The 22,417-nt window shown below is 71.0% G+C and carries 20 protein-coding genes and 1 pseudogene; 7 read left to right on the top strand and 14 right to left on the bottom strand.

All coding sequences use genetic code 11. The annotated features are described in order from the left end of the window. Positions 1-15: 15 nt before the first annotated feature. From H0524_RS13605 to hrcA, 5 genes are all read right to left on the bottom strand, one after another. Positions 16-1,074 (bottom strand): PhoH family protein, encoded by a 1,059-nt coding sequence (locus tag H0524_RS13605; protein WP_180198990.1) that lies wholly within the window; start codon positions 1,072-1,074, stop codon positions 16-18. A 157-nt stretch (positions 1,075-1,231) separates the two neighbouring features. Next, positions 1,232-1,594 (bottom strand): histidine triad nucleotide-binding protein, encoded by a 363-nt coding sequence (locus H0524_RS13600; protein ID WP_018728695.1) that lies wholly within the window; start codon positions 1,592-1,594, stop codon positions 1,232-1,234. Positions 1,595-1,650: 56 nt separating this feature from the next. After that, positions 1,651-2,385, bottom strand: coding sequence for a 16S rRNA (uracil(1498)-N(3))-methyltransferase (locus tag H0524_RS13595; RefSeq protein ID WP_180198973.1), 735 nt, complete (start codon positions 2,383-2,385; stop codon positions 1,651-1,653). A gap of 65 nt (positions 2,386-2,450) precedes the next feature. Further along, positions 2,451-3,596, bottom strand: a complete 1,146-nt coding sequence (dnaJ, locus tag H0524_RS13590; protein ID WP_018728697.1) for a molecular chaperone DnaJ — start codon at positions 3,594-3,596, stop codon at positions 2,451-2,453. 69 nt (positions 3,597-3,665) lie between these two features. Next, positions 3,666-4,688, bottom strand: coding sequence for a heat-inducible transcriptional repressor HrcA (gene hrcA, locus H0524_RS13585; RefSeq protein ID WP_180198972.1), 1,023 nt, complete (start codon positions 4,686-4,688; stop codon positions 3,666-3,668). Positions 4,689-5,001: 313 nt separating this feature from the next. Between hrcA and H0524_RS24775 the strand changes: the two genes are divergently transcribed. Beyond that, positions 5,002-5,505, top strand: a complete 504-nt coding sequence (locus H0524_RS24775) for a DUF4870 domain-containing protein (RefSeq protein ID WP_255435942.1) — start codon at positions 5,002-5,004, stop codon at positions 5,503-5,505. Between the two features lie 182 nt (positions 5,506-5,687). On the opposite strand, the gene hemW is transcribed toward H0524_RS24775, so the two are convergent. After that, positions 5,688-6,911 (bottom strand): radical SAM family heme chaperone HemW, encoded by a 1,224-nt coding sequence (gene hemW / locus H0524_RS13575; protein ID WP_180198971.1) that lies wholly within the window; start codon positions 6,909-6,911, stop codon positions 5,688-5,690. An 18-nt stretch (positions 6,912-6,929) separates the two neighbouring features. Between hemW and H0524_RS13570 the strand changes: the two genes are divergently transcribed. Further along, positions 6,930-7,712, top strand: coding sequence for an enoyl-CoA hydratase-related protein (locus H0524_RS13570; protein ID WP_180198970.1), 783 nt, complete (start codon positions 6,930-6,932; stop codon positions 7,710-7,712). A gap of 252 nt (positions 7,713-7,964) precedes the next feature. Then, positions 7,965-8,825 carry a hypothetical protein gene (locus H0524_RS13565; RefSeq protein WP_180198969.1) on the top strand — a complete coding sequence of 287 codons (861 nt, stop codon included), beginning with the start codon at positions 7,965-7,967 and terminating at the stop codon, positions 8,823-8,825. Positions 8,826-8,888: 63 nt separating this feature from the next. Here H0524_RS13565 and lepA read toward each other — a convergent pair whose 3' ends face one another. Then, complete coding sequence (gene lepA, locus H0524_RS13560) at positions 8,889-10,787, bottom strand: translation elongation factor 4 (protein WP_180198968.1); 1,899 nt, start codon at positions 10,785-10,787, stop codon at positions 8,889-8,891. Between the two features lie 186 nt (positions 10,788-10,973). Next, a complete protein-coding gene (locus tag H0524_RS13555) occupies positions 10,974-11,510 on the bottom strand; it encodes a DUF4240 domain-containing protein (protein ID WP_180198967.1) in 537 nt (178 codons plus the stop codon). Positions 11,511-11,730: 220 nt separating this feature from the next. Between H0524_RS13555 and H0524_RS13550 the strand changes: the two genes are divergently transcribed. Next, positions 11,731-12,816, top strand: a complete 1,086-nt coding sequence (locus tag H0524_RS13550) for a phosphotransferase family protein (RefSeq protein ID WP_180198966.1) — start codon at positions 11,731-11,733, stop codon at positions 12,814-12,816. A gap of 186 nt (positions 12,817-13,002) precedes the next feature. Beyond that, entirely contained in the window at positions 13,003-13,269 is a 267-nt protein-coding gene (gene rpsT / locus H0524_RS13545) for a 30S ribosomal protein S20 (protein ID WP_180198965.1), read from the top strand. A gap of 112 nt (positions 13,270-13,381) precedes the next feature. On the opposite strand, the gene H0524_RS13540 is transcribed toward rpsT, so the two are convergent. Beyond that, a complete protein-coding gene (locus H0524_RS13540) occupies positions 13,382-13,885 on the bottom strand; it encodes a hypothetical protein (RefSeq protein ID WP_180198964.1) in 504 nt (167 codons plus the stop codon). Continuing rightward, positions 13,882-14,862, bottom strand: a complete 981-nt coding sequence (holA, locus tag H0524_RS13535) for a DNA polymerase III subunit delta (RefSeq protein WP_180198963.1) — start codon at positions 14,860-14,862, stop codon at positions 13,882-13,884. The genes H0524_RS13540 and holA overlap by 4 nt, the downstream gene beginning before the upstream one ends. Before the next feature lie 118 nt (positions 14,863-14,980). Here holA and H0524_RS13530 point away from each other — a divergent pair, with 118 nt between their 5' ends. Next, positions 14,981-15,463, top strand: a complete 483-nt coding sequence (locus H0524_RS13530) for a hypothetical protein (RefSeq protein WP_180198962.1) — start codon at positions 14,981-14,983, stop codon at positions 15,461-15,463. Between the two features lie 605 nt (positions 15,464-16,068). Further along, positions 16,069-17,376, top strand: a complete 1,308-nt coding sequence (locus H0524_RS13525) for an MFS transporter (RefSeq protein WP_309225099.1) — start codon at positions 16,069-16,071, stop codon at positions 17,374-17,376. A gap of 242 nt (positions 17,377-17,618) precedes the next feature. Here H0524_RS13525 and H0524_RS13520 read toward each other — a convergent pair whose 3' ends face one another. From H0524_RS13520 to H0524_RS24770, 4 genes and pseudogenes are all read right to left on the bottom strand, one after another. Beyond that, positions 17,619-20,087, bottom strand: a complete 2,469-nt coding sequence (locus tag H0524_RS13520) for a ComEC/Rec2 family competence protein (protein WP_180198961.1) — start codon at positions 20,085-20,087, stop codon at positions 17,619-17,621. Further along, a complete protein-coding gene (locus H0524_RS13515; RefSeq protein WP_180198960.1) occupies positions 20,084-20,965 on the bottom strand; it encodes a helix-hairpin-helix domain-containing protein in 882 nt (293 codons plus the stop codon). Before H0524_RS13515 ends, H0524_RS13520 begins: the two co-directional genes overlap by 4 nt. 199 nt (positions 20,966-21,164) lie before the next feature. Next, entirely contained in the window at positions 21,165-22,025 is an 861-nt protein-coding gene (locus tag H0524_RS13510; protein ID WP_180198959.1) for a DegV family protein, read from the bottom strand. 157 nt (positions 22,026-22,182) lie between these two features. After that, positions 22,183-22,417: pseudogene (locus H0524_RS24770) on the bottom strand (hypothetical protein); the annotation flags it as partial.

Below are 22,417 nucleotides of genomic sequence, written 5' to 3'. Positions count from 1 at the left end.
TCTTCCTTCGCTTCGTTAGCGGCGCCGACCGGCGCGGCCACCCTGGGCGGGCCGCCCGGGCACCGCCTGCACGCTCTTCGCCTGCTGGTTTTCCCGCTCCACGTCCCAGCGGGCGTACGCGTCGACGATCTCCCCAACCAGCCGGTGTCGGACCACGTCCGAGCTGGAGAGCTGGGCGAAGTGCACGTCCGCCAGATCGGTGAGGATCTCCCGGACGACCCGCAGGCCACTGGTCGTCCCGCCGGGAAGGTCCACCTGGGTTACGTCGCCGGTGACAACGATCCTGGAACCGAAGCCGAGCCGGGTGAGGAACATCTTCATCTGCTCCGGCGTGGTGTTCTGCGCCTCGTCCAGGATGATGAACGCGTCGTTGAGCGTACGACCCCGCATGTACGCCAGCGGCGCCACCTCGATCGTGCCCGCCGCCATCAGCTTCGGGATCGACTCCGGGTCAAGCATGTCGTGCAACGCGTCGTACAGCGGTCGCAGGTACGGGTCGATCTTCTCGTTCAGCGTGCCGGGCAGGAAGCCCAGCCGCTCGCCCGCCTCGACCGCCGGCCGGGTGAGGATGATCCGGTTGACCTGCTTGGCCTGCAGCGCCTGGACCGCCTTCGCCATCGCCAGGTAGGTCTTGCCGGTGCCGGCGGGACCGATACCGAAGACGATGGTGTGGGCGTCGATAGCGTCGACGTAACGCTTCTGCCCGAGCGTCTTGGGGCGAATGGTACGACCACGTCGGGAGAGGATGTTGAGCGTCAGGACCTCGGCGGGCCGTTCGGCGCTGCCCTGCTCGAGCATGCCAACGGTGCGCCGGACAGCATCGGTGGTCAGCGTCTCACCTTTCTCGATGAGTTCGATCAATTCGCCGAAGAGCCGCTCGGCGAGAGCGTTGTCCGCGGGTGCGCCGGTGATCGTGATCTCGTTACCCCGAACATGCACGTCGCTGTTCACGGAGCGCTCGACCAGTCGCAGGATCTCGTCCCCCGTACCGAGGAGATTGACCATGATCCTCGGCTCCGGGACGGTGATCCTGGTCTGTGCCCGGGGCGGGCCGGGAGGTGGGGTGCTGGTCATAGGTTGGGCCGCGTGGCCCTGCGCCACCTGCTCTCGATCTCGGCGCCGGGCTGGTCGCCGCGGCGTGCTGGTCGTTGCCCCCATCGTATCGGTTCAACCGCCGGGGTACCTCGCCCAATTCCCCTGCCCGGCACCGACCGGCCGACCCCCGCCGCCGTCAGCTGAGGTTACCGGTCAGCATCGGCCCGAGCGGCGCACCACCGAGCAGGTGTGCGTGGACATGAAAGACCTCCTGGCCCCCGTACGCCCCGGTGTTGAAGATCAGCCGGAAGCCGTCGCCGAGCAGCCCCTCCTCCTCGGCGACCGCGGCGGCGGTGGCGAGCACCTCACCGGCGAGCCCCGGGTCGCCCTCCGCCAGAGTGGCCACGTCGGCGTAGTGCTCCTTCGGGATCACCAGCACGTGCACCGGAGCCTTCGGACCGATGTCACGGAACGCGAGAGTTGTCCGGGTCTCCCGGACAACGGTGGCGGGAATCTCACCGGCGACGATCCGGCAGAACAGACAGTCAGTTGTGTTCACCGAGGCAGTGTAAGGAAACGCTCCGGGCATCGCCGCCCAGAGCGGAAGAACCGGCGCTACCAGCGGCCAAGGCGGCCGGCGAGCACCGAAAGCGCCGCCACCCCGGCGGTGGAGGTACGCAGCACCGACGGGCCCAGCCGCACCGTCCGGGCTCCGGCCTCGGCGAAGGCGGCCAGCTCGGTCGGGGCAACGCCGCCCTCGGGGCCGACCACCAACACGATCTCGCCCCGGTCGGGCAGCTCCGCGGTGACCAGACGTTCCTCCGCCTGCTCGTGCAGGACGAACGCCGCCGCGGCGCCGGCGATCCGGCGGGCCACCTCGGAGGTGGACTCGGCCGGCGCGCCGGTCACCACCGGCAGCCAGGCCCGACGGGCCTGCTTCGCGGCCTCCCGCGCGGTGGCGACCCACTTGCCCCGGGCACGTGTCCCCCGGTCGCCCCGCCACTGGGTGACCGAACGCGCGGCCGCCCAGGGCACGATCGCGTCCACGCCGACCTCGGTCATCGCCTGTACGGCCAGCTCACCCCGCTCCCCCTTGGCCAGCCCCTGAACGACGACGAGCCGGTGGGCGGGGGCGGCCAGGTGTTCCCGGGAGGTGATCCGAAAGTCAAGCACGCCCTGCCCCACCGCCGTGACCACGGCGACGGCCGTGCCGCCGCGGCCGTCAGCGAGCAGTAACTCCTCGCCGACCCGCAACCGCTGCACCGTCGCGGCGTGATGCCCCTCCGGCCCGTCCAGGGTCGCCGTCTCGGCGGTGGGCAACGAATCAACCAGGAACAGCGGCGCGGACACGATGCCAGGCTAGCGACCATCCCGGTGCCCTGGGCCGCTGGCCTGGGACACCGGGACAGGTCGAGTCAGGCGTGGCCGTTGAAAGCGTCGCGCATCCGGGAGAAGAAGCCCCCCTGCTTGGTCAGCTCGGCGACCTCCTCGCCCCGGGTCTGGGCGAACTCGCGCAGCATCTGTTCCTGATCGGCGTCCAGCTTGGTGGGCGTCCGCACGTCCAGGTGGACGAACAGATCACCCCGGCCGGTCCCCCGCAGGTGCGGCACGCCGCGGGCGCGAAGCCGCAGCATGCTGCCGGGCTGGGTGCCGGCCTTGACGTCAACCGGCTCCTCGCTGTCCAGCGTCTTGATGGTCAGGCGGGTGCCGAGCGCCGCTGTCGTCATCGGGACAGCCACCCGGCAGTGCAGGTCGTCGCCCTTGCGGGAGAAGACATCGTGCGGGCGCTCATGGATCTCCACATAGAGGTCGCCGGCGGTGCCACCGCCGGGGCCCACCTCGCCCTGCTGGGCCAGTCGGATCCGCATCCCGTCCTCGACCCCGGCGGGAATCTTGACCGTCAGCGAACGCCGGGTCCGCACCCGGCCGTCCCCGGCGCAGGTGGGGCAGGGGTTCGGAATCGTGGTGCCGTGGCCCTGACAGGCGGTACACGGCCGGGCCGAAACCACCTGCCCGAGGAAGGTGCGCTGCACCGACTGCACCTCGCCCCGCCCGCCACACGCCTCGCAGGTCTCCGGATGGGTGCCGGCGGCGGTGCCCGCACCGGAACAGGTGGTGCAGAGCACGGCGGTGTCGACCGCGATCGGCGCCTCCACGCCGAACGCGGTCTCGGGCAGGTCCAGCTCGAGGCGCAGGATCGCGTCGGAGCCCGGTCGGGTGCGGGGGCGCGGCCCCCGTCCGCCGCCGCCGGCGGCCCCCCCGAAGAAGGCGTCCATGATGTCCTGGAAGCCGACGAACGGGCCGGCCTCGCCGGGTCCACCCGGGCCGCCGCCCCCGCCGCCGGGGGCAAGCGGGTCGCCACCGAGGTCAACGATCTGCCGCTTCCGGTCGTCGGAGAGGACCTCGTACGCGGCGTTGATGTCCTTGAACTTCTCTTGCGCCGCCACGTCCGGATTAACGTCCGGGTGGTACTGGCGCGCGAGCTTGCGGTAGGCGCGCTTGATCTCGTCGTCGGAGGCTTCCCGGCTCACGCCGAGGATGCCGTAGTAGTCCTTGGCCACTGCGTTCGGTGTCCTCATGTTCGTCTCGCTTGCGCCGACCGCCGGCCCGATCCGGCCGGACGGTAATGCCTAGTTCTGGGCGAGCAGGTCGCCCACGTAGCGCGCCACGGCCCGAACCGTGGCGATGGTGCTGGGATAGTCCATCCGGGTCGGCCCGACCACTCCGAGACCCCCCAGGATGGTCACCCCTGGCCCGTAGCCGGTGCTCACCACCGAGGTGGCCCGGAGATTGTCGATCTCGTTCTCGTCGCCGATCCGGACGCGCATCGCGCTCGGCTCGACCTCCCCAATGAGTTTGAGGAGGACCACCTCCTCCTCCAGCGCCTCCAGGATGGGGCGCAGCGACCCCTGGAAGTCGAGCAGACCACCGCGGGTGAGATTGGCGGTGCCGGCGAGGGCGATGCGCTCCTCGTGCCGTTCGACCAGCGTCTCCAGCAGGACGGTGGAGAGGGTGATCATGGCCGGTCGCAGCTCACCGCTCACCTCGTCAACCAACGCCTGCACCAGTGGCGGTGTGTCGGCGAGCCGGGTACCGACCAGCTTCTCGTTGACCAGCTGACGCAGATCGATCACGTCGTCAGGGAGAATCGGCCCCGGTAGCTCGACGAGCCGCTGCTCGACCCGACCGGTATCGGCGATCATGACAAGCATCAGCCGGGTGGTGGAGACCGGCACCAGCTCCAGGTGCCGGACCGAGGATCGGGCCAGCGACGGGTACTGCACGACGGCGACCTGCCGGGTCAACTGGGCCAGCAGCCGGACCGTGCGGTGCACCACGTCGTCGAGGTCAAGCGCGCCGACCAGGAAACGCTCGATCGCCCGGCGCTCGGCCGGGGTGAGCGGCTTCACCCGGGACAGCCGGTCCACGAAGAGCCGGTAGCCACGGTCGGTGGGCACCCGGCCGGCGCTGGTGTGCGGCTGCCGAATGTAGCCCTCCTCCTCCAGGACCGCCATGTCGTTGCGGACGGTCGCTGGGGAGACCCCGAGTTGGTGGCGCTCGACCAGCATCTTGCTGCCGACGGGCTCCTGCGTGGCGACGTAGTCTTCGACGATCGCGCGCAGCACCGCGAGTTTGCGGTCGTCGAGACCCATCCTTCCCCCTCCTCCCACCACGCGTCGGCCGTCGAGGCGCCTCCTGGCACTCGACTCTAGCGAGTGCCAGTCTACGTCGGCACGCCCGCCAGCGCGATGATCAACAAAGATCGAGTACCGTCATCGAATGATGCGGCTGGGCCTGCCGCCCGACCCGACGGTCCGCCTAAAATGATCATCTGGACAGCCGGGACGCCGCGCTGGGGCTCGTTGTCCGCTGCGCCTACGGTGACCCCATGACGGAACCACCTCGCCCTCCTACCGGCGGAGAGCCCGGCTACCCGGCCCGGGTCCCGACGACCCCACCACCCCGATGCCCGGGACATCCGACCCGGGTAGCTTGCCGCCACCGGGCAGCTACCCACCCCCCGGCGCCCTGCCGCCGCCCGGCGGCTATCCACCCAGCGATGCCGGTTACCCACCCGGCGGCGGCTACGGCCCACCCGGCGGCGGCTACGGCCCACCCGGCGGTTACGGAAACAGCGAGGACCGGATGTGGGTCCTCGGCGCGCACCTCGGCGGCGCCGTCGGCGCACTGATCAGCTTTGGTCTGCTCGGGTTCGTCGCCCCACTGGTCGCCTACCTGGCCCGCGGCAACCAGTCACCAACCGTCCGCGCACACGCCCAAGCGGCGCTCAACTTCCAGATCACCTGGTCCTTGATCGCCTTCGTCCTGCTGTTCCTGGGCTGGTGCCTGCTGTTCCTGCCGAACATCGCCGTCGTGGTGATGCAGATCGTGTTCGGCATCATCGCCGCCCTACGGGCGAATGAAGGCCGGCATTACCGCTACCCGATGTCGGCCAGCCTCATCAAGTGAAGCCCGACTGGCCGGATCCCGACTGAACGGGTTCCGGCCGGGCCGGCTCCGCTGTTGCCCGGTCCCATCGCCGTCGCGGTCCACGCCCGCACCGCCCGATCATCCGACCTGCCCAACTGACTGGATGACCGGATACGGGTGGTTCGTGGGCACTGGGCCAACGAGGACCGGAACGGCGCCGATCAGCCGAGCAGGTCCCGCACCACCGCGTCCGCGAGCAGGCGACCGCGCAGGGTCAACACCGCCCGACCGTCGCCGTACGCCGCCGCGGCCAGCAGACCCGCTGCCCGGGCCCGATCGGCGCCGGCACGACCGACAGGGTCCAACACGTCCAGCGGCAGGCCCGCGGCGAGCCGGAGCCGCAGCATGACGTCCTCCAGGTGCGCCTCGTCGGCGGTCAACACCTCCCGGGCCAAGCCCGGCGACGCCCCCGCCGCGAGCCGTTGCGCGTACGCCGTGGGGTGTTTGACGTTCCACCAACGCACCCCGCCGATGTGGCTGTGTGCCCCCGGGCCGAGGCCCCACCAGTTGCCGCCGGTCCAGTACAAGAGGTTGTGCCGGCACCGGGCGGCTGGTGTCCGCGCCCAGTTGGAGACCTCGTACCAGGAGAACCCGGCGGCGTCGAGGGCCGCCTCCGCGGCCAGGTAACGGTCCGCGGCGACGTCGTCGGAGGGCTGCGCCAACTCGCCCCGCCGCACCTGGGCCGCGAGCCGGGTCCCCTCCTCCACGATCAGGGAGTACGCGCTGACGTGGTCCACCCCCGCGGCGACCACCTCGTCCAGCGAGGCGGCGAAGTCGGCCGCGCTCTCCCCCGGCGTCCCATAGATCAGGTCCAGGTTGACGTGGTCGAACCCGGCCTCCCGGGCCTCCCGGGCGGCGGCGACGGCCCGGCCGGCGCTGTGCCGCCGATCCAGGATCGCGAGCACCCCGGGCGAGGCGGACTGCATGCCCAGCGAGATCCTCGTGTAGCCGGCGGTCCGCAGCGCGGCGAGAGAGCGCGGGGTGACCGACTCCGGGTTGGCCTCCGTGGTGATCTCCGCGTCGGCGGCCAACCCCCAGGTGCGATCGATGCCGTCGAGGATCCGGGCGAGGTCCGCCGCGGGCAGCAGGGTGGGGGTGCCACCGCCGACGAAGACCGTGTCGACCCGGGGCGGAGGGTTCCCGCGCAGCACCCGGGCGGCCAGCGCGAGTTCGGCGAGTACGGTGTCGGCGTACTCCTCCCGGCTGGCGCCACCCCCCAACTCGGCGGCCGTGTAGGTGTTGAAGTCGCAGTACCCGCACCGGCTGGCACAGAAGGGGACGTGTACGTACACGCCGAACCCCCGCGTTCCCACCGAGGTCAGGGCGGTTGTGGGCAGCGATCCATCCACCGGGATGCGCTCGCCTTCTGGTAGGACACCGGGCATGGCCACTAGTGTGCCCGCATGACCTCTCCCGACGCGCTGGTGCAGGCCGCCACGGCCGGTGGGGTGACCACCCTCACCCTGAACAGCCCGCACAACCGCAACGCGCTCTCCACCCCGCTGATGACCCAGCTGCTCGACGGACTCGCCGCGGCGGTCGCCGACGACGCCGTACGCGCCGTCGTGCTGGACCATGCCGGGCCGGTATTCTGCTCCGGCGCCGACCTGAAGGAGACCGCCGCCGCGTACGCCAGCGGCACGGTGCCGGCCGGGATGCTCGGTGACGTGCTCGCGGCCGTATCGGAATGCCCAAAGCCAGTGGTGGCGCGGGTGGCCGGGCCGGCACGGGCCGGCGGGCTGGGCCTGATCGCCGCGGCCGATCTGGCGATCTGCGCCCAGGAGGCGACGTTCGCCTTCACCGAGGTCCGAATCGGGGTGATCCCGGCGGTGATCTCGGCGACGGTGCTGCCCCGACTGCGGCCCCGCGCCGCGGCCGAGCTCTACCTGACCGGGGACACCTTCGACGGGCAGCGGGCCGCCGAAGTCGGTCTGGTCACCACGGCGGTGCCACTGGCGGAGTTGGACGCCGTCGTCGCCCGTTACTGCGATTCGCTGGTCCGGGGCGCACCCGGCGCACTGGCCGGGGCGAAGCAGCTGCTCCACCGCCCCACCGCGACCGATCTGCGGGGCGAGCTCGCCGACCTGGCCGCCCTCTCCACCGGCTACTTTCTCTCCGCGGAGGGGTTGGAGGGCGTGTCAGCGTTCCGGGAGAAGCGGCCGGCGAGCTGGGTGCCGGGGCAGTAGCCCGGTTCCTGGCCGGGCCAGTAGCCCGGTTCCTGGCCGGGCCCGGCATCGGCGATAGCTCCGGCTTTCTCCGGGCCTGGCACGGACGGAAGCCCCGGGTTTCTGGCCGGCGCAGCACGGGAAGGCTGACGCCCACCGTCGCCTCGACCGACCGGCAGCCGAACCGACCGAACGCCCGGGCAGCGCCGCCCCGGCTGGCCGCGGCTCACCGGGCACCCGGGGCTTACGCTTGTCGGACTCATCAAACAGGGGGTGCAGGTGCGGACTCGGGCAGTCGTAGCGACTGGCATCGTTCTGGCGCTCGTCGCCGTGGTCGGGCTCTTCGTCACCTTCCGGCACATCGCGGACGGGATTCGGCTCCCGTTCGCCGGGCGGAGCTGCACGGTGCAGGCGGACGGCGAGGTGGAGCTGGATGCCGGCCAGATGGCCAACGCGGCGACGATCGCGGCCATCGGGGCGCAACGCGGCATGCCGGAACGGGCGGTCGTGGTGGCGCTGGCGACCGCGTACCAGGAGTCGGGGCTGCGCAACCTGGCCGGCGGCGACCGGGACTCGGTGGGCCTGTTCCAGCAGCGGCCCAGCCAGGGCTGGGGCTCGCCAGCCGAGATCCGGGACCCGCGGTACGCGACGAACACCTTCTACGCCGCGCTGGCGAAGGTGCGCGACTGGGAGGAGATGCGGGTGACCGACGCCGCCCAGACGGTGCAGCGCTCGGCCTTCCCGGAGGCATACCAGAAGTGGGCCGACGAGTCGGAGGTGCTGAGCCGGGCCCTGCTCGGTCAGGCCAGCGGAGCGGTGGCCTGCGCCGTCAACGACGATCCGCAGCACCGCGGGGCCGCGGCGACCGCGGCGCTGGCCCAGGGGCTGACCCTGGACTGGGGGCTCGCCCCCGACGCCGCGGCGGCCGGCCCGACCCGGCTGACCGTGACGGTGGACGACGAGCAGGGCGGCTGGCGGTACGCGCACTGGCTGGTGTCCCACGCCCAGGACAACGGAGTCCAACAGGTCCACTTCCAAGGGCTACGGTGGACCGCGGAGGAGGGCGCCTGGGCCCCGACAACCGGCAAACAGAGCCCCACCCAGGTGGTCGCCGAGGTCCTCGACGCCTCCTGAGGTCGACCGGATCGAGGGACGCGGGGGGACTCAGGACAGCTGTCCTGAGTCCCCCCGCCTCGGCTATTTCTTACCGGACGTCTTGCCGCCGCCACCGCCGCCACCGCCGCCACCGGAGTCCGAGGAGAGCGCGGCGATGAACGCCTCCTGCGGCACCTCGACCCGGCCCACCATCTTCATCCGCTTCTTGCCTTCCTTCTGCTTCTCCAGCAGCTTGCGCTTGCGGCTGATGTCGCCGCCGTAGCACTTCGCCAGGACGTCCTTGCGGATCGCGCGGATCGTCTCCCGGGCGATCACCCGACTGCCGATCGCCGCCTGGATGGGCACCTCGAACTGCTGGCGGGGGATCAGGGAGCGCAGCTTCGCGGCGATGGTGGTGCCGTAGGCGTACGCCTTGTCCTTGTGCACGATCGCGCTGAACGCGTCAACCGGCTCACCGTGCAGCAGGATATCCACCTTGACCAGGTCGGAGGCCTGCTCGCCGGAGGGCTCGTAGTCCAACGACGCGTACCCCTTGGTGCGGCTCTTGAGCTGGTCGAAGAAGTCGAAAATAATCTCCGCCAGCGGCAGCGTGTAGCGCAGCTCCACCCGGTCGGCGGAGAGGTAGTCCATGCCGAGCAGCGTGCCCCGGCGGCCCTGACAGAGCTCCATGACCGCGCCGACGAAGTCGTTCGGGGTCAACACCGTGGCGCGCACCACCGGCTCGTACACCTCGGCGATCTTGCCGGTCGGGTACTCGCTCGGGTTGGTGACCACGACCTCCTCGCCGTCCTCGTTGATGGCCCGGTAGACCACGTTCGGCGCGGTGGAGATCAGGTCGAGGTTGAACTCCCGCTCCAGCCGCTCCCGAATGATCTCGAGGTGCAGCAGGCCGAGGAAGCCGCAGCGAAAGCCGAAACCGAGCGCACCGGAGGTCTCCGGCTCGTAGGTCAGCGCCGCGTCATTGAGCTTGAGCTTGTCCAACGCGTCCCGCAGGTTCGGGTAGTCCGACCCGTCGATCGGGTAGAGGCCGGAGTAGACCATCGGCTTCGGGTCCTTGTACCCGCCGAGCGGCTCCGCCGCCGGCCTCGCGTTGATGGTGACGGTGTCACCGACCCGCGACTGCCGGACATCCTTCACGCCGGTGATCAGATATCCGACCTCGCCGACACCGAGGGCGTCCGCCTTGACCATCTCCGGGGAGATCACCCCGATCTCCAGCAGTTCGTGGACCGCACCGGTGGACATCATCTTGATCCGGTCCCGGGCGTTGATCTGCCCGTCAACCACCCGGACATAGGTGACCACGCCGCGGTATACGTCGTACACCGAGTCGAAGATCATTGCTCGGGCCGACGACCCCGCCACACCGACCGGCGGGGTGAACTGCCGGACGATCTCGTCGAGCAGGTGCGGCACGCCGTCGCCGGTCTTGCCGGAGACCCGGATACAGTCCGCCGGATCACCGCCGATCAGGTGCGCCAGCTCCTCGGCGTACTTCTCCGGCTGGGCCGCCGGCAGGTCGATCTTGTTGAGCACCGGGATGATGTGCAGATCGTTCTCGAGCGCCAGGTAGAGGTTGGCCAGGGTCTGCGCCTCGATACCCTGGGCGGCGTCCACCAGCAGGATCGCGCCCTCGCAGGCCGCCAGGGAGCGGGAGACCTCGTAGCTGAAGTCGACGTGCCCGGGGGTGTCGATCATGTTGAGCACGGCGCTCTCGCCGGCCCGCTCCCCCTCCCGAATCGCCCACGGCATTCGGACGGCCTGACTCTTGATGGTGATCCCGCGCTCCCGCTCGATGTCCATCCGATCGAGGTATTGCGCCCGCATCTGTCGGGGGTCGACCACACCGGTGAGCTGCAACATCCGGTCGGCCAGGGTCGACTTCCCATGATCGATGTGGGCGATGATGCAGAAGTTCCGGATACGCGCCGGTTCGGTGGCACCAGGAGTGTTCGCGCCGGAATCGAGCGTCGGTGGCACAGCGGTCCGTTCTGGTCGACTGACGTGGAGCGAGCCGGCGCGGCACCGGCCCCCGCTAATGCTCCCACGCCACGCCCTCGGTTCCGCTGCGCGGGCAAACCCGAGCGCACCCGGCGACGAACCGGGCCGGTTCAGCGGCAGGCCGGCCGGTCCGCCCGGCCGCCCGACGAATCACTGGCAACCGCGCTATTCGCCCGGCGGCTCGACGAAGAGGGCGGCGAGCTTCGGGAGCCGGCGGCGGGCCTCATCCGCGTCGTCGAAATCCCAGAAGTCGTTCAGGTCGGGCACCGGAACCGGATCCCGGTCCGCCGGCAGCTCGGTCGCGGTCGCCTTCCGGTACGCCTCCCACGGCACCGCCAACATTCGGGCGCAGGCGAACTCCTCACCCGACAACGACGCGGTCCGTACCGGCGGCAGGTCGGCCAGCGAGTCCGGCTCGGCGACGGCCCCCGCGAACACCTCGCGCCCCTGGGTCATCAGCCAGCCACGGAAGTCGTGGAAGCCGTCGTCGGAGATCCCGCCGTTGATCAGGTACGCCGCGCCCCAGAGGTCCACCCGGTGCGAGGCGGCCAGCACCCGGGCCTGATGACGCGTGTATCCGAGGATCTCCTCCGGCTCCCGCGCCGCGAGCAGGGCCACGGCCCGAACGGCCACCGCGTCCGGCTCGCCCCCACCCCCTACCCGGGCCTGGTCAACCAGCTGCCAGAAGTCGTCGGTCCGCATGACCCGCCAGTCTTCCAGAACCGGCCAAGCGGGACCGTGTGACGACCCCCGAACCCGCCGACCAGGAGTGTGCGACAACCTTCCGAACCCGCCGACCAGGGGGTGCGACAACCTTCCCGAAGTCACCCGATCATGGCTGGCCGGTAACCCCCGCCGTCCGTTCGTCGACACACTGCCCGCTTAGCCTGGTGGACTCGCGAATCCGTACGACACTGGAAAGATGCCGAGTTCACCCCCGCATCCCGGGACCACCCGCCGGCCCGGCTGGTCCGACCTGCCCGTGGGTTTGCGGGCAGCCCTCGCCGACCGCCTCGGCGCCCCGGTGGTCGCGACCCGTACCGCGACCACCGGCTTCACCCGTGGCTTCGCCGGGGTGCTGTCCGCCGCCGACGGCGGCCGGGTCTTCGTCAAGGCCGCGCCCCGCGATTCCCACCTGGCCAACTGGTACTGGCGAGAGGCGACGGTCCTCGACCGGCTCCCGCCCGGGCTGGCGGCACCCCGAACCCGCTGGACCCTGACAGAGTCCGGCTGGTTCGCCGTCGCCCTCGACGCGGTTGACGGCTATCCGCCCGGACGCCCGTGGGAGCCATCGGAGCTGACCACCACCCTGACCGCGTACGCGGAGGTCGCCGCCGCCCTGGACCCACCGCCCAGCGACCTCGCCGCGCTCAACCCGCCACACCTGGCCGAGCTGGCCCAAGCCGACATCCTCTGCTGGGGTGACGTGGCAGCAGGCCGGGAGGCCCCTCCGCCGCTGCCGGCCGGGCTCGAGCAGCGGCTGCCCGAACTGGTCGGGCTCGAGTCCCGGCTACCGGGGTACCTCGCCCCGGCGTCCGGATTGATCCACGGGGACCTGCGTCCGGACAACGTGCTCCTCACCTCGCACGGGCAGGTGTGGTTCTGTGACTGGACCTGGCTCTGCCGCGGTCCGGCCTGGTTCGACCTGGTCACGCTCCTCCTCGGGGGGCATGCCGTGGAGCAGCAGGAGGTCACCGTCGCCGCGTTGGCCGGTACCGGCGGCGCAAGCTCCCCGGCCGAACCAGCGAGCTCCCCCTTCCCGACGATCACCGTCGGACCAACGCCCGCCCTGACCACCGACTGGCTGGACACCGCCTTCGCGGCCCACCCGGCTACCGCCGAGGCCCCGCCGGATGCCCTGGATGTCACGCTGGCGGCGCTGGCCGGCTACTTCCTCACCACCGCAGCCACGGTTCCGGAGACCGCGACCGAGCAGCTCGCGACCCACCAACGCCGCAGCGGCGAGTACGCGCTCGACTGGCTCGCCCGCCGGCAGGGCTGGAGCTGAACCCCATCGGGTGCGGAACCCGCCGGGTGCAGAGCTCCACCGCCAGTCGCACCGCCCCCGGCGGGTGGCTCGGGAGGCAACTTTGGCGCTACTCGAGCGACCTGGTAGCCTTGCACTTCGCGCGACGATGACGCATGCTCGCCGCGCGGATGCAGACCAACCCGAGCTATCAGACGAGGCTGTCGCGTGGCGAACATCAAGTCCCAGATCAAGCGCAACCGGCAGAACGAGAAGCGCCGGCTGCGTAACAAGTCGGTCAAGTCGTCGCTGAAGACCGCCATCCGCAAGTTCCACGAGGCCGCCGAGACCGGCGACGTGGAGAACGCGACGGTTCTCATGCGCGATGCCGCCCGCAAGCTGGACAAGGCCGCCAGCAAGGGCGTTATCCACGCCAACCAGGCTGCGAACCGTAAGTCGGCGATCGCCAAGCGCGTGGCGTCGTTCTCCGCCTGACCCAGCCATACCAGTTCAGGACGAAACCCCGGCCCGATCCGGTCCGGGGTTTTGTGCTGCCCGCCGCACGCTTCTCCTGCGGTGATCCGGGGCAGCGGTCGTGCTGCCGAGGTCAGCGTTCGGCCGGGGCCGCTCCGGCCGAGGGCAACTCCCGCGCTCCGACCGTGGGCAACTCCCGCACTTCGGCCGAGGGCAGCTCTCGCACTGCGGCCGTAGCCAGCTCTCCGGGACGCTCCGGACCGGACGAGACGACAACGCCGGGCACGCTGTGCCGGATCCAGCCAACCCGCGCGGTGCCGACCACCGGCTCCATCTGGTGGCGGAAGCGGTCCCGCTCCTGGTCGGGCACGAGCGCCGCGGAGCGGACGACCCGCGCCGCCACCACATCGTTGATCTTCACCATCACCGCGACCATCGCCGGCAGCACCAGCACCGACCACCAGCTGACCAGTTCGGCGAGCGCCAGCAGTGCCGCCAGCGCGACGGCCCCCTCGAAGAAGACGAAGCAGAGCACCCCACCGGGGTTGACGAACCGCAGCCCCAGCAGGCGCGCGTACAACGGCCGGTAGCGCTCCTCCTCCGCCGTCAGGATGGCCCACGACCTCGGTCCGGTCACCGGCCGCCACCCTGCCGCGCCGCTGCCACCGAGAAGACGGCCCGCTCCAACGCGTACGCCCGGTCCTCCGAGCCCCCCTTCACGGCTGCGTTGCACTCGGCCGCGGCCCGCATGGCCTGCACCAGACCCTCCGGCGTCCAACCGCGGCTCTGCCGCTGCGCCCGCTCAATCTTCCAGGCCGGCATGCCGAGGGTGCTCGCCAGTTGGTAGGGGCTCCCCCGCCCGGCGGAGGCGACCCGGGCCACGGTACGCACGCCGTCGGCGAGCGCATCAGCAATCGGCACCGGGTCAACGCCGACGTGCAGCGCCCAACGCAGCGCCTCCAGCGCCGCCGGCACGTCGCCCACCATCGTCGCATCGGCGACGGTGAAGCCGGACACCTCGACCCGCCCCCGGTAGTACCGGGCCACGGTCTCCGGGCTGATCTTCCCGTCGGTGTCGGCCATCAACTGCGAGCAGGCGGCGGCGAGTTCGCGCAGGTCATTACCGACCGCCGCGATGAGCGCCTCGGCGGCGGAGTCGGTACACCGGCCACCGGCCCGCCGAAACTCGTCCCGGACGAACGTCACCCGCTCCCGGTGCCCCTTCAGCCGGGCAGCCGGCACCACGGTAGCGCCGGCCGCCTTCAGCCCGTCCGCGAACGCCTTGCCCTTGGCCGCACCGAGGTGGAGCACGACCAGCTGCACCTCGGGGTCGGGGTTCTTCGCGTAAGCGAGGAGGGCCGCCGCCAGATCCTTCCGCGCGTCCTGGCCGGATCGCAGGATCAACAACCGCCGTCCGCCGAAGAGCGACGGACTGAGCATCTCCGCGATCTCACCGACGGTGAGGGAGCCGGCTTGATATTCACGGACGTCCACCTCCGGATCCACACTCCGGCTCTGGGCGACCGCCTCGGTGACCGCGCGAGTAGCGAGAAGTTCCTCGTCACCAAGGACGAGCAGAATCGGAGCGAGGCTGGCGGCGATCACGCCGCCCATATTCGCATGGTCGGCCGAACACGCCAGCCCGGTCGTCCGCCCTCCGATGTCAGAGCCCGCACTCAACGCAAATCCCGACTTTTGCGTCTGTTTCATCTTGAAAACTGACATAACTAGCGTGCGCGCCGAGTCCGCGCTGATCAAACACCCCACCTTGAAGCGGTGGCTGAGGACGTCGAAGAACGGACGCCCCGCCATCGACCGCGCCAAGATCAAGATGGAGGAGCGGTTGGACGGCAAGTACCTTCTGACCAGCTCCGACCCGCACCTGACCGCAGAGGAGATCGCGGTCGGCTACAAGGCGCTCCTGGAGGCCGAGCGCGGGTTTCGCGACCTGAGAACGGTGCTGGAGCTGCGGCCGGTCTTCCACCGCCTCGAGCACCGCATCCACGCCCACGTGCTGCTGTGCTGGCTCGCCCTGCGGCATCAAGCCGCCACCCCGAATCACTGCCGCCGACCCTGCCTGACCAGCCGCAACGCGTCCACGTGGACACACGCCTCCGCGGCCGCTCTCTCGACGTTTCCGCAGATCAACCCCTGTTTCGACGCATCCGCGTGCCCACCAACTGCGGAACTCGGGCAGCACTCCGGAGACCACTGACGGTTACTCACGGTGATAGGGGAGGAAAACGCACATCGGGTACGGACGTTGCTGCGAGGCTGCTGGATCGGGGGGTCGGACTGGCACACCGACGGTGATGATGTCAGCGAACTCCCGCTGCTCAGGCGGTCGGCCACCCCGTCATTGGGGCCGACCCCGGGGGGTGCTGCTACTGTTACCGGAATGTTCCTCCTTTGTGCGTAGACCAAAGACTGCCTCCGCCCTGGTGCGGATCAAGGCCTTACTGTCTTTGACCTGCCTTTGGCGCGTACGCGCACCACGTTCGATGAGGAACGTCATATGTCTTCCCTGCCAGGGAATCCTCCGTATTAACGGTGCTGCGTCAGCCAGATGCGCTGGCCACTCTGGACCGCCACGGCCTGGGCACGGCTACGGCCGACGTCCTCAGGGCCGCCGTGACCCTGTCCCTTGCCCGTGTGCCGGGTGCTCCGCCCGGCGCCGGCACCGTCACGGGCCCCCGTCCGTAGCCGCCCACGGCCGCACCCCGGCCCGGGACGAACCCCGCCGTCCGCGATCGCGCACCCCCTAGTCCACAGCCCGTCCCGCGCTCGCCACCGGGACGCGCGAACCCCCAGGAGTCCCCCGTGTCATCCGCATCCCCTGCGCATGCCCCCTCCTATCTCACCGTCCTCCGGCTACCGCAGGCGGCCCGCACGTTCGGCGCCGCGCTCGTCGCCCGGTTCGCCTACGGCATCGTCTTCCTGGCGCTGGTGCTCACCGTCAACCACGCGACGGGCTCGTACGCCGTCGCCGGCGGTGTCCTGGCCGTCTTCGGACTCGCCAGTTCCCTGTTGGCCCCGTACCGCGCCCGCCTCATCGACCGGCACGGCGTGCATCGGGCGCTGCTGCCCATGGCGGCCGCATGTGCGGCGCTGCTCGGCCTGATCGCGGCGGTGGCCTGGCAGCCGGGTGCCCCCGGTGCAGCGATGTGGGTGCTCGGCACCGCGGCCGGCGCGTGCGCGCCCCCGCTGGGACCATTCATGCGCACCCTGTGGCGTGATCTGGTCCCAGACGACGAGCAACTGCTCCAGCGGGCCTACTCGTTGGACACTGTCGCGGAGGAACTGCTCTACGTCGTCGGGCCCCTGCTGGCCGGGGCGCTCACGGCACTCGCGGAGCCCGCCCTCGGAGTCGCCCTGAGCGCGGTGCTGCTGTTCGGCGGCACGGCTGCCCTCGCGGGCTCCCCGGTCGCCGCCTCCTTCCGCGGTTCAGCCGCGCCGCAGCCCGACACCGGCGGCGAGCAGGGGACCGCCCCGCCCCGCCGGGACGTGCGCTGGTGGGCGTCCCTGGCCGATCCGGTTCTTGTCACCGCCGGCCTGGGGGCCTGCCTGGGGGCCTTCAATCTCCTGGCCGTCGCCTTCGCAGACCGGCACGGCGCCGCTGCCTCCGTGTCCTGGGTGTCGGCGGCGCTGGCGGTCAGCAGCGCGCTGGGCGGGCTGCTCTACGGCGCGGTGCGCTGGCGGCTGTCCACACACACCCGGCTGCCGATTCTGGCCGCTTTTCTCGGAGTTTTCTGTGTGCTGTCCGGCCAGGCCACTGGAATGGTCGGGCTGGTTGCGCTGGCCGGTGCCGTTGGGTTTCTGATGGCGCCGACGCTGACCACGGCCTATCTGATTGCCGGCGCAGTGGATTCCCAGGCCCGCAGCACGGAGGCCGGTACCTGGGTGAATACCGCCTTCAACACGGGAAATGCCGCGGGGTCGGCCGGAATCGGCCTGCTGCTGTCTCCCCTCTCTTTGGCCTGGTGTTTCGCTGTGACCGGAGCCGTTGTGCTGCTTCCCGCAGCCGTCACTGCCCTGTCTCAGACTGCTCGAAAAATTCGCGGAAGTGTGCGGGGTGAAATTCCCCGGACGGCCGCAAGGCTGAATCAGGTAAGGGAGAGAAGTCCTTGAGCAAATAACCTCGGAGCCGCTCTCGGGAAGCTGCCCATCCTGCTGCGCTTCCCTTTGATTCCACCTCCTCCAATTTCCTTGACGCCCAGCTCTCGAGGTCCAGAAGGTCCAGGTCCGCTCGGCGCACCAGGAGATCGCCGGCGAGCGCATCCCGGGCGAGGGCCCCACCCACGAGGGCTTCACGCAGTCAGATGTCACCTACCGATGCAGCAGACCTTCGCCTGGGAAACTGACATGCGTAGCTACCGTCTGGTCGGGTCCTCGGCGCCGCGGGTGACGACGGCCAACCCGGACGGTTGGGTCACCACGGCAACGTCCCCATCAAGATCGGTACGCAGGATCCGGGCTCCGCCGCGGGCAAGACGGCCCAGCACCGACGCATCCGGATGCCCGTAGGTGTTCTCCCGGCCGACCGGAACCACCGCGACCAACGGGCGGACCGCGTCGAGAAGGGCCGGGTCCTGATACGCCGAACCGTGATGGGCGACCTTCAACACGTGCGCACGGAGGCCACCAGCCGGCACATGGTCGAGCAGTGCCTGCTGCTCCTCGATCTCGGCGTCTCCGGTCAGCAGGATCCGCACCCCGTTGACGGTGGCCAGCAGGACCAGCGAGTTGTTGTTCGGGTCGGAACGGGTGCCCCGCAACGGAACCGGTGGACCGATCACGGTCAACTCCACCGCGCCAGCCCGGTAGCCCCAACCGGCCGGTGCGGAAATCATCTCGACGGAGCCCGCCGCCGCCGCGACCTGGACCAGGTCCCGGCCGAACGCCGGCTCCGACCACGACGGAGCGAGCACTGCCGCGACCCGCCGCCCCCGGAAGACACCGGCCACCCCACCCACATGATCGTGATGGAAGTGGCTGATCACCAGCAGCGGCACCTCCCGGACACCGATCCGACGTAGGCAACGATCCACCACCCCCGGCTCCGCCCCAGCGTCCACGACCACGCCACGCCCCGGACCAACCGACAGGACCAGCGCATCACCCTGACCAACCGCACACGCCACGACCACCCAACCGGACGGCGGCCAACCAGCAGCCACCAGCCGCACCGGCAACGCACCGAGCACGGCCGCAACCGCGGTCACCGCCACCAGCCGCCGCACCACCCGGCGACGGACCGCCACCAGCAACGCCAGAGTCAACCCCGCCAGCAGTAGCGCACCCCCGACCCCCGCCGGCCAGGGCAACGCCCCCGCCGGCGCCCGCGCCCCATAGTGCGCCACAGTGACCAACCACCACGCCGGCCAACTGGCCAGCCAGGCCAGAAACTCGGCACCCGCCGACCACAGCGGCGACAGCGCCGCCGCCACGACACCGAGCACCGTGGCCGGCGCGATCGCCGGCGCCACCAACAGATTCGCCGGCACCGCGACCAGGCTGACCGTGCCGGAGATCCCCGCGACCACCGGCGCGCAGGCCACCTGTGCCGCAGCCGGCACCGCCAGCGCCTCAGCAACCCCAGGCGGCACCCGACGACGACGTAACGCGTCCCGCCACCGCGGCGCCAACAACAGCAACCCACCCGTAGCGAGCACAGAGAGCGCGAAACCGAAATCCCCCGCCAGCTCAGGATCGACAAGCACCAGCACAGTGACCGCCGCGGCCAGAGCCGGCAACGCCGCCCGCGGCCGACCCACGGCGAGCGCGGCCAGCCCGATCGCGCCCATCGCCGCCGCCCGCACCACACTCGGCGACGGACGAACCAAGATCACAAATCCCACCAACGCCACCACACAGAGCCCCGCCGCGAGCCAGGGACCAGCCCGCCCCCAACGAGCGAGCAGCAATACCGCAAAAACGACAATTGCGACGTTAGATCCAGATACCGCTGTCAAGTGAGTCATCCCGGTGTCGAGAAAATCCCTCCGCACGGCATCAGGCAACCGGCTCGTGTCGCCCACCACCAGGCCGGGCAGCAGGCCACCCCGCTCGTCCGGTAGCGGCTCGCAGGCTTCCTGCAGGCCGGCGCGGAGCACCCCGGCGGCATGCTGCAGGTCCGGCGGCGACCCGTGTGGGACCGGGGCCCGGGTTGACCACAGGACCGCAGCGGTCAGATCGCCGCCCCGCGGCGCAGCGAGCCGGCCTTCGGCGGTCAGCCGCTGCCCCGGCAGCAGCGCTCGCCAGGCGGGGTCGGTAGCGAGGACCAGCATCCGGACCTGCGCCTCGACCCGGTGCCCGTCAAGACCGGTGATGCGGGTCGACTCCGCTGCCACCAAGAACGTGGCGGGACGCCCAGAACCAGACCGGACCAGCCGAGGATCGTCCCGGACGACCAGGTCAACGGTTACGGTGGCCCGCTCCTCGACCAGGGCACGCACCGGAGTAGCGTCCCGCGCGGCTACCCGGGCGGCGGTGACGCTCGCCCCGCACACCACCCCGAGCAGGACGGCGATGGCCGCCCAGCCGTACCGGCGGACGGATGCCCGCGGCCGGCCGAGGAGCCCAGACAGGTAGACCCCACCGGCGGCGGCCAGCACAGCGGCGACCGCGGCGACCAGCAGCGACGCCCTGGCAGGCAGGTAGAGGCCGGCCAGCGCGGCCAGCCACACGGCGACGGCCAAACCAGCCAGCCGCAGGTCCGGCGGATCGGCGGGTGCACCAGGGACGGAACGTCCCGGGTGGGCCGGGCGGACGCCGGATGCGGTCGGCGCAACTGCCCGCGGAGTGGGCCCAGGGCGCTGCCCGTCCCGGTGGTTTCTCACACCGTCACCAGGTCCTTGAGCTGCGCGTACCGGGTGTCGCCGATGCCGCCAACCTGGCGCAGATCGCTGACCGACCGGAAGCCACCATGCTCTGCACGGTGGTCGAGGATGCGCTGCGCGAGCACCGGGCCGACTCCGGGCAATGTGTCGAGTTGCGCCAGGGTGGCGGTGTTGAGGTTGACCTTACCGCCGGGCATCGCTCCCACCGCGCCACCGGCGGGGGCCACCCCCGGTGGCGCGGTGACACCGATCAGGATGAGTTCCCCATCGACTACCTTCCGGGCCGGATTGAACAGGGCGACATCGACGCCGGGCAGCGCCCCACCGGCCGCCTGCACCGCGTCAGCGACCCGGGCACCGGCCGGAACCCGGACAAGTCCCGGTCGGCGGACCTTACCGGCGACCGCCACCACCAGCTCACCGCCCGCCTCCGTCGAGTCAACGGACGCGGACGGAGCGACCGGTGTCACCGCTGCGACCGGCTCGACCGGCTCGACCCGAGGCCGGGACTGCCACGCCCAGAAGCCCGCCCCGAGCACCACCAGCACAGCGACGAGAGCCAACGCCCGCACCCCACGCCGCCCCGGATCGAAGGCGCCCGGCCCCGACAGGACCCGGCTCGGTGGGTCTCCGTCCGGTTGGGTGGACGACACCGCCTCCCCCTCCGACCCGTCCTGCGGGGTACGCCACGGACCGTCCGGCGCCGCCGGTCGCGTCTCCACCGCCGGTCGCGTCTCCACCGCCGGTCGCGTCTCCACCGCCGGTCGCGTCTCCACCGCCGGGACCGCCGCCCTCGGCGGGCCGGTGCCGGACAGCCCGCCTGCCGGCAGCACTCGATGCAGGCGCTCCCGGACCGCCCTCTCCTCGTCGTATGACACAGCGCGACGTTAGGCCGCCGGGCGGAATGAACGTCCTCCGCACGAGGCTCCGCTGTGGATGAGAGCGCGCCTGTGGACAGCCCCCTGACCATGGTCTCGGTGTGCTACCGATCGCGCCTCCAACAGCCGTTCCGCCGGAGCGGGCAGCAGCGGCCGGGAGTGAGGCGTCCAACACCAGCCGGAACGGCAGCGTGCCGGGTCAGCCGTCGGTAGGCGGACGGCGGTGCACGACCACGCCGGCCAGGCCGGGCCCCGCATGCGCGGCGACCACCGCACCGGCCTCGGAGACGTACGTGCTCCGCAGGCGGTCACCGAACCGCGACGCCAACGCCACCTGGAGTGCCTCGACGCGCTGCGGCGCGGCGAGGTGATGCAGAGCCAGGTCAACGTCGACATCCCCGGCGGCCTCGACAGCGAGGTCCACCAGCCGGGCGATGCCCCGGCTGGCGGTACGCACCCGGTCCCGGAGAACGATCACGCCGTCCCGCATGTGCATGATCGGCTTCACCGAGAGAGCAGTACCGAGCAGCGCCGAGGCGGCGTTGATCCGCCCGCCCCGACGGAGGAACTCCAGCGTGTCGACGTAGAAGTAGATGGTGGTCCGCGCTACGGCCCGCTGGGCGGCAGCGTGAACCGCGGCCAGGTCGGCACCGGTGGCCGCAGCTTCGGCTGCGGCCACCGCGGGGAATCCGATGCCCATGCCACAGGAGCGGCTGTCCACCACCGCCACCCGGTCCCCGAACTCCTCGGCGGCCAGGCCCGCCGACTCGACCGTGCCGGAGAGCCCCGCGGACAGGTGCACCGAGACGATGCCGTCGGCGCCGCCGTCCAGAATCCGGCGGTACGTGTGCACGAACTGCGCTGGGGCCGGCCGGGAGGTACTGACTGACACCCGCCGCCCGCTCAATGCCTGGGTGGCGTCAGCGGGAAAGGTCTCCACCCCCTCGCGCCCTTCCATGCCGTTGAGCACGACGGTCAGGGGCACCACCGTTAGCTGGTGACTGGCCAGCAACCCAGTGGGAAGGTAGGCGGTGGAGTCGGTGACAACCGCGACGGGCATGTCGGAACGCTAACCGATGCTGACCGGCGCCGCAGAGGCAGAATCCGGTCAGAACCGCCGAAGGCGCTGTTGGCCGGCACCCGGTTCGGGTGCCGGCCAACAGCTTTATCCCCTAAACGGTGGCCTAGGGATGGGGGTTGTGGGTGGTGTGGTGGGGTCAGCTGGTCCAGTGCTCGGCCACCAGGTCAGCGGCCTGGGTCTCCCACTGGGCGTAGTGGAACGGGTACGCCGACACCTGGACCTTCTGGGCGGCCTCGGTCAACGGCAGCTCCTGCCAACCCTCGACCTGCTTCAAACCCTTCAGGAAGGCGGTGGTGGAGTACTCGGGGTCGGTGATCTGCTCGACCGTGCCCCACCCGGAGGAGGGGCGCTGCTGGAACAGGCCCTGCGAG

The organism is Salinispora sp. H7-4, assembly GCF_013416675.1.
In the GTDB taxonomy this organism is placed as follows: domain Bacteria; phylum Actinomycetota; class Actinomycetes; order Mycobacteriales; family Micromonosporaceae; genus Micromonospora; species Micromonospora vitiensis.
This window is presented reverse-complemented; position numbering and strand designations above follow the sequence as displayed.

Bases quoted from the DNA above. Each gene is read 5' to 3' on its own strand.
- H0524_RS13510 (WP_180198959.1), bottom strand. From the start codon at position 22,025: ATGCCCGTCGCGGTTGTCACCGACTCCACCGCCTACCTTCCCACTGGG.
- H0524_RS13570 (WP_180198970.1), top strand. From the start codon at position 6,930: ATGACCTCTCCCGACGCGCTGGTGCAGGCCGCCACGGCCGGTGGGGTG.
- H0524_RS13555 (WP_180198967.1), bottom strand. From the start codon at position 11,510: ATGCGGACCGACGACTTCTGGCAGCTGGTTGACCAGGCCCGGGTAGGG.
- hrcA (WP_180198972.1), bottom strand. From the start codon at position 4,688: ATGGGTCTCGACGACCGCAAACTCGCGGTGCTGCGCGCGATCGTCGAA.
- hemW (WP_180198971.1), bottom strand. From the start codon at position 6,911: ATGCCCGGTGTCCTACCAGAAGGCGAGCGCATCCCGGTGGATGGATCG.
- H0524_RS24775 (WP_255435942.1), top strand. From the start codon at position 5,002: ATGCCCGGGACATCCGACCCGGGTAGCTTGCCGCCACCGGGCAGCTAC.
- H0524_RS13605 (WP_180198990.1), bottom strand. From the start codon at position 1,074: ATGACCAGCACCCCACCTCCCGGCCCGCCCCGGGCACAGACCAGGATC.
- H0524_RS13550 (WP_180198966.1), top strand. From the start codon at position 11,731: ATGCCGAGTTCACCCCCGCATCCCGGGACCACCCGCCGGCCCGGCTGG.
- holA (WP_180198963.1), bottom strand. From the start codon at position 14,862: ATGGGCGGCGTGATCGCCGCCAGCCTCGCTCCGATTCTGCTCGTCCTT.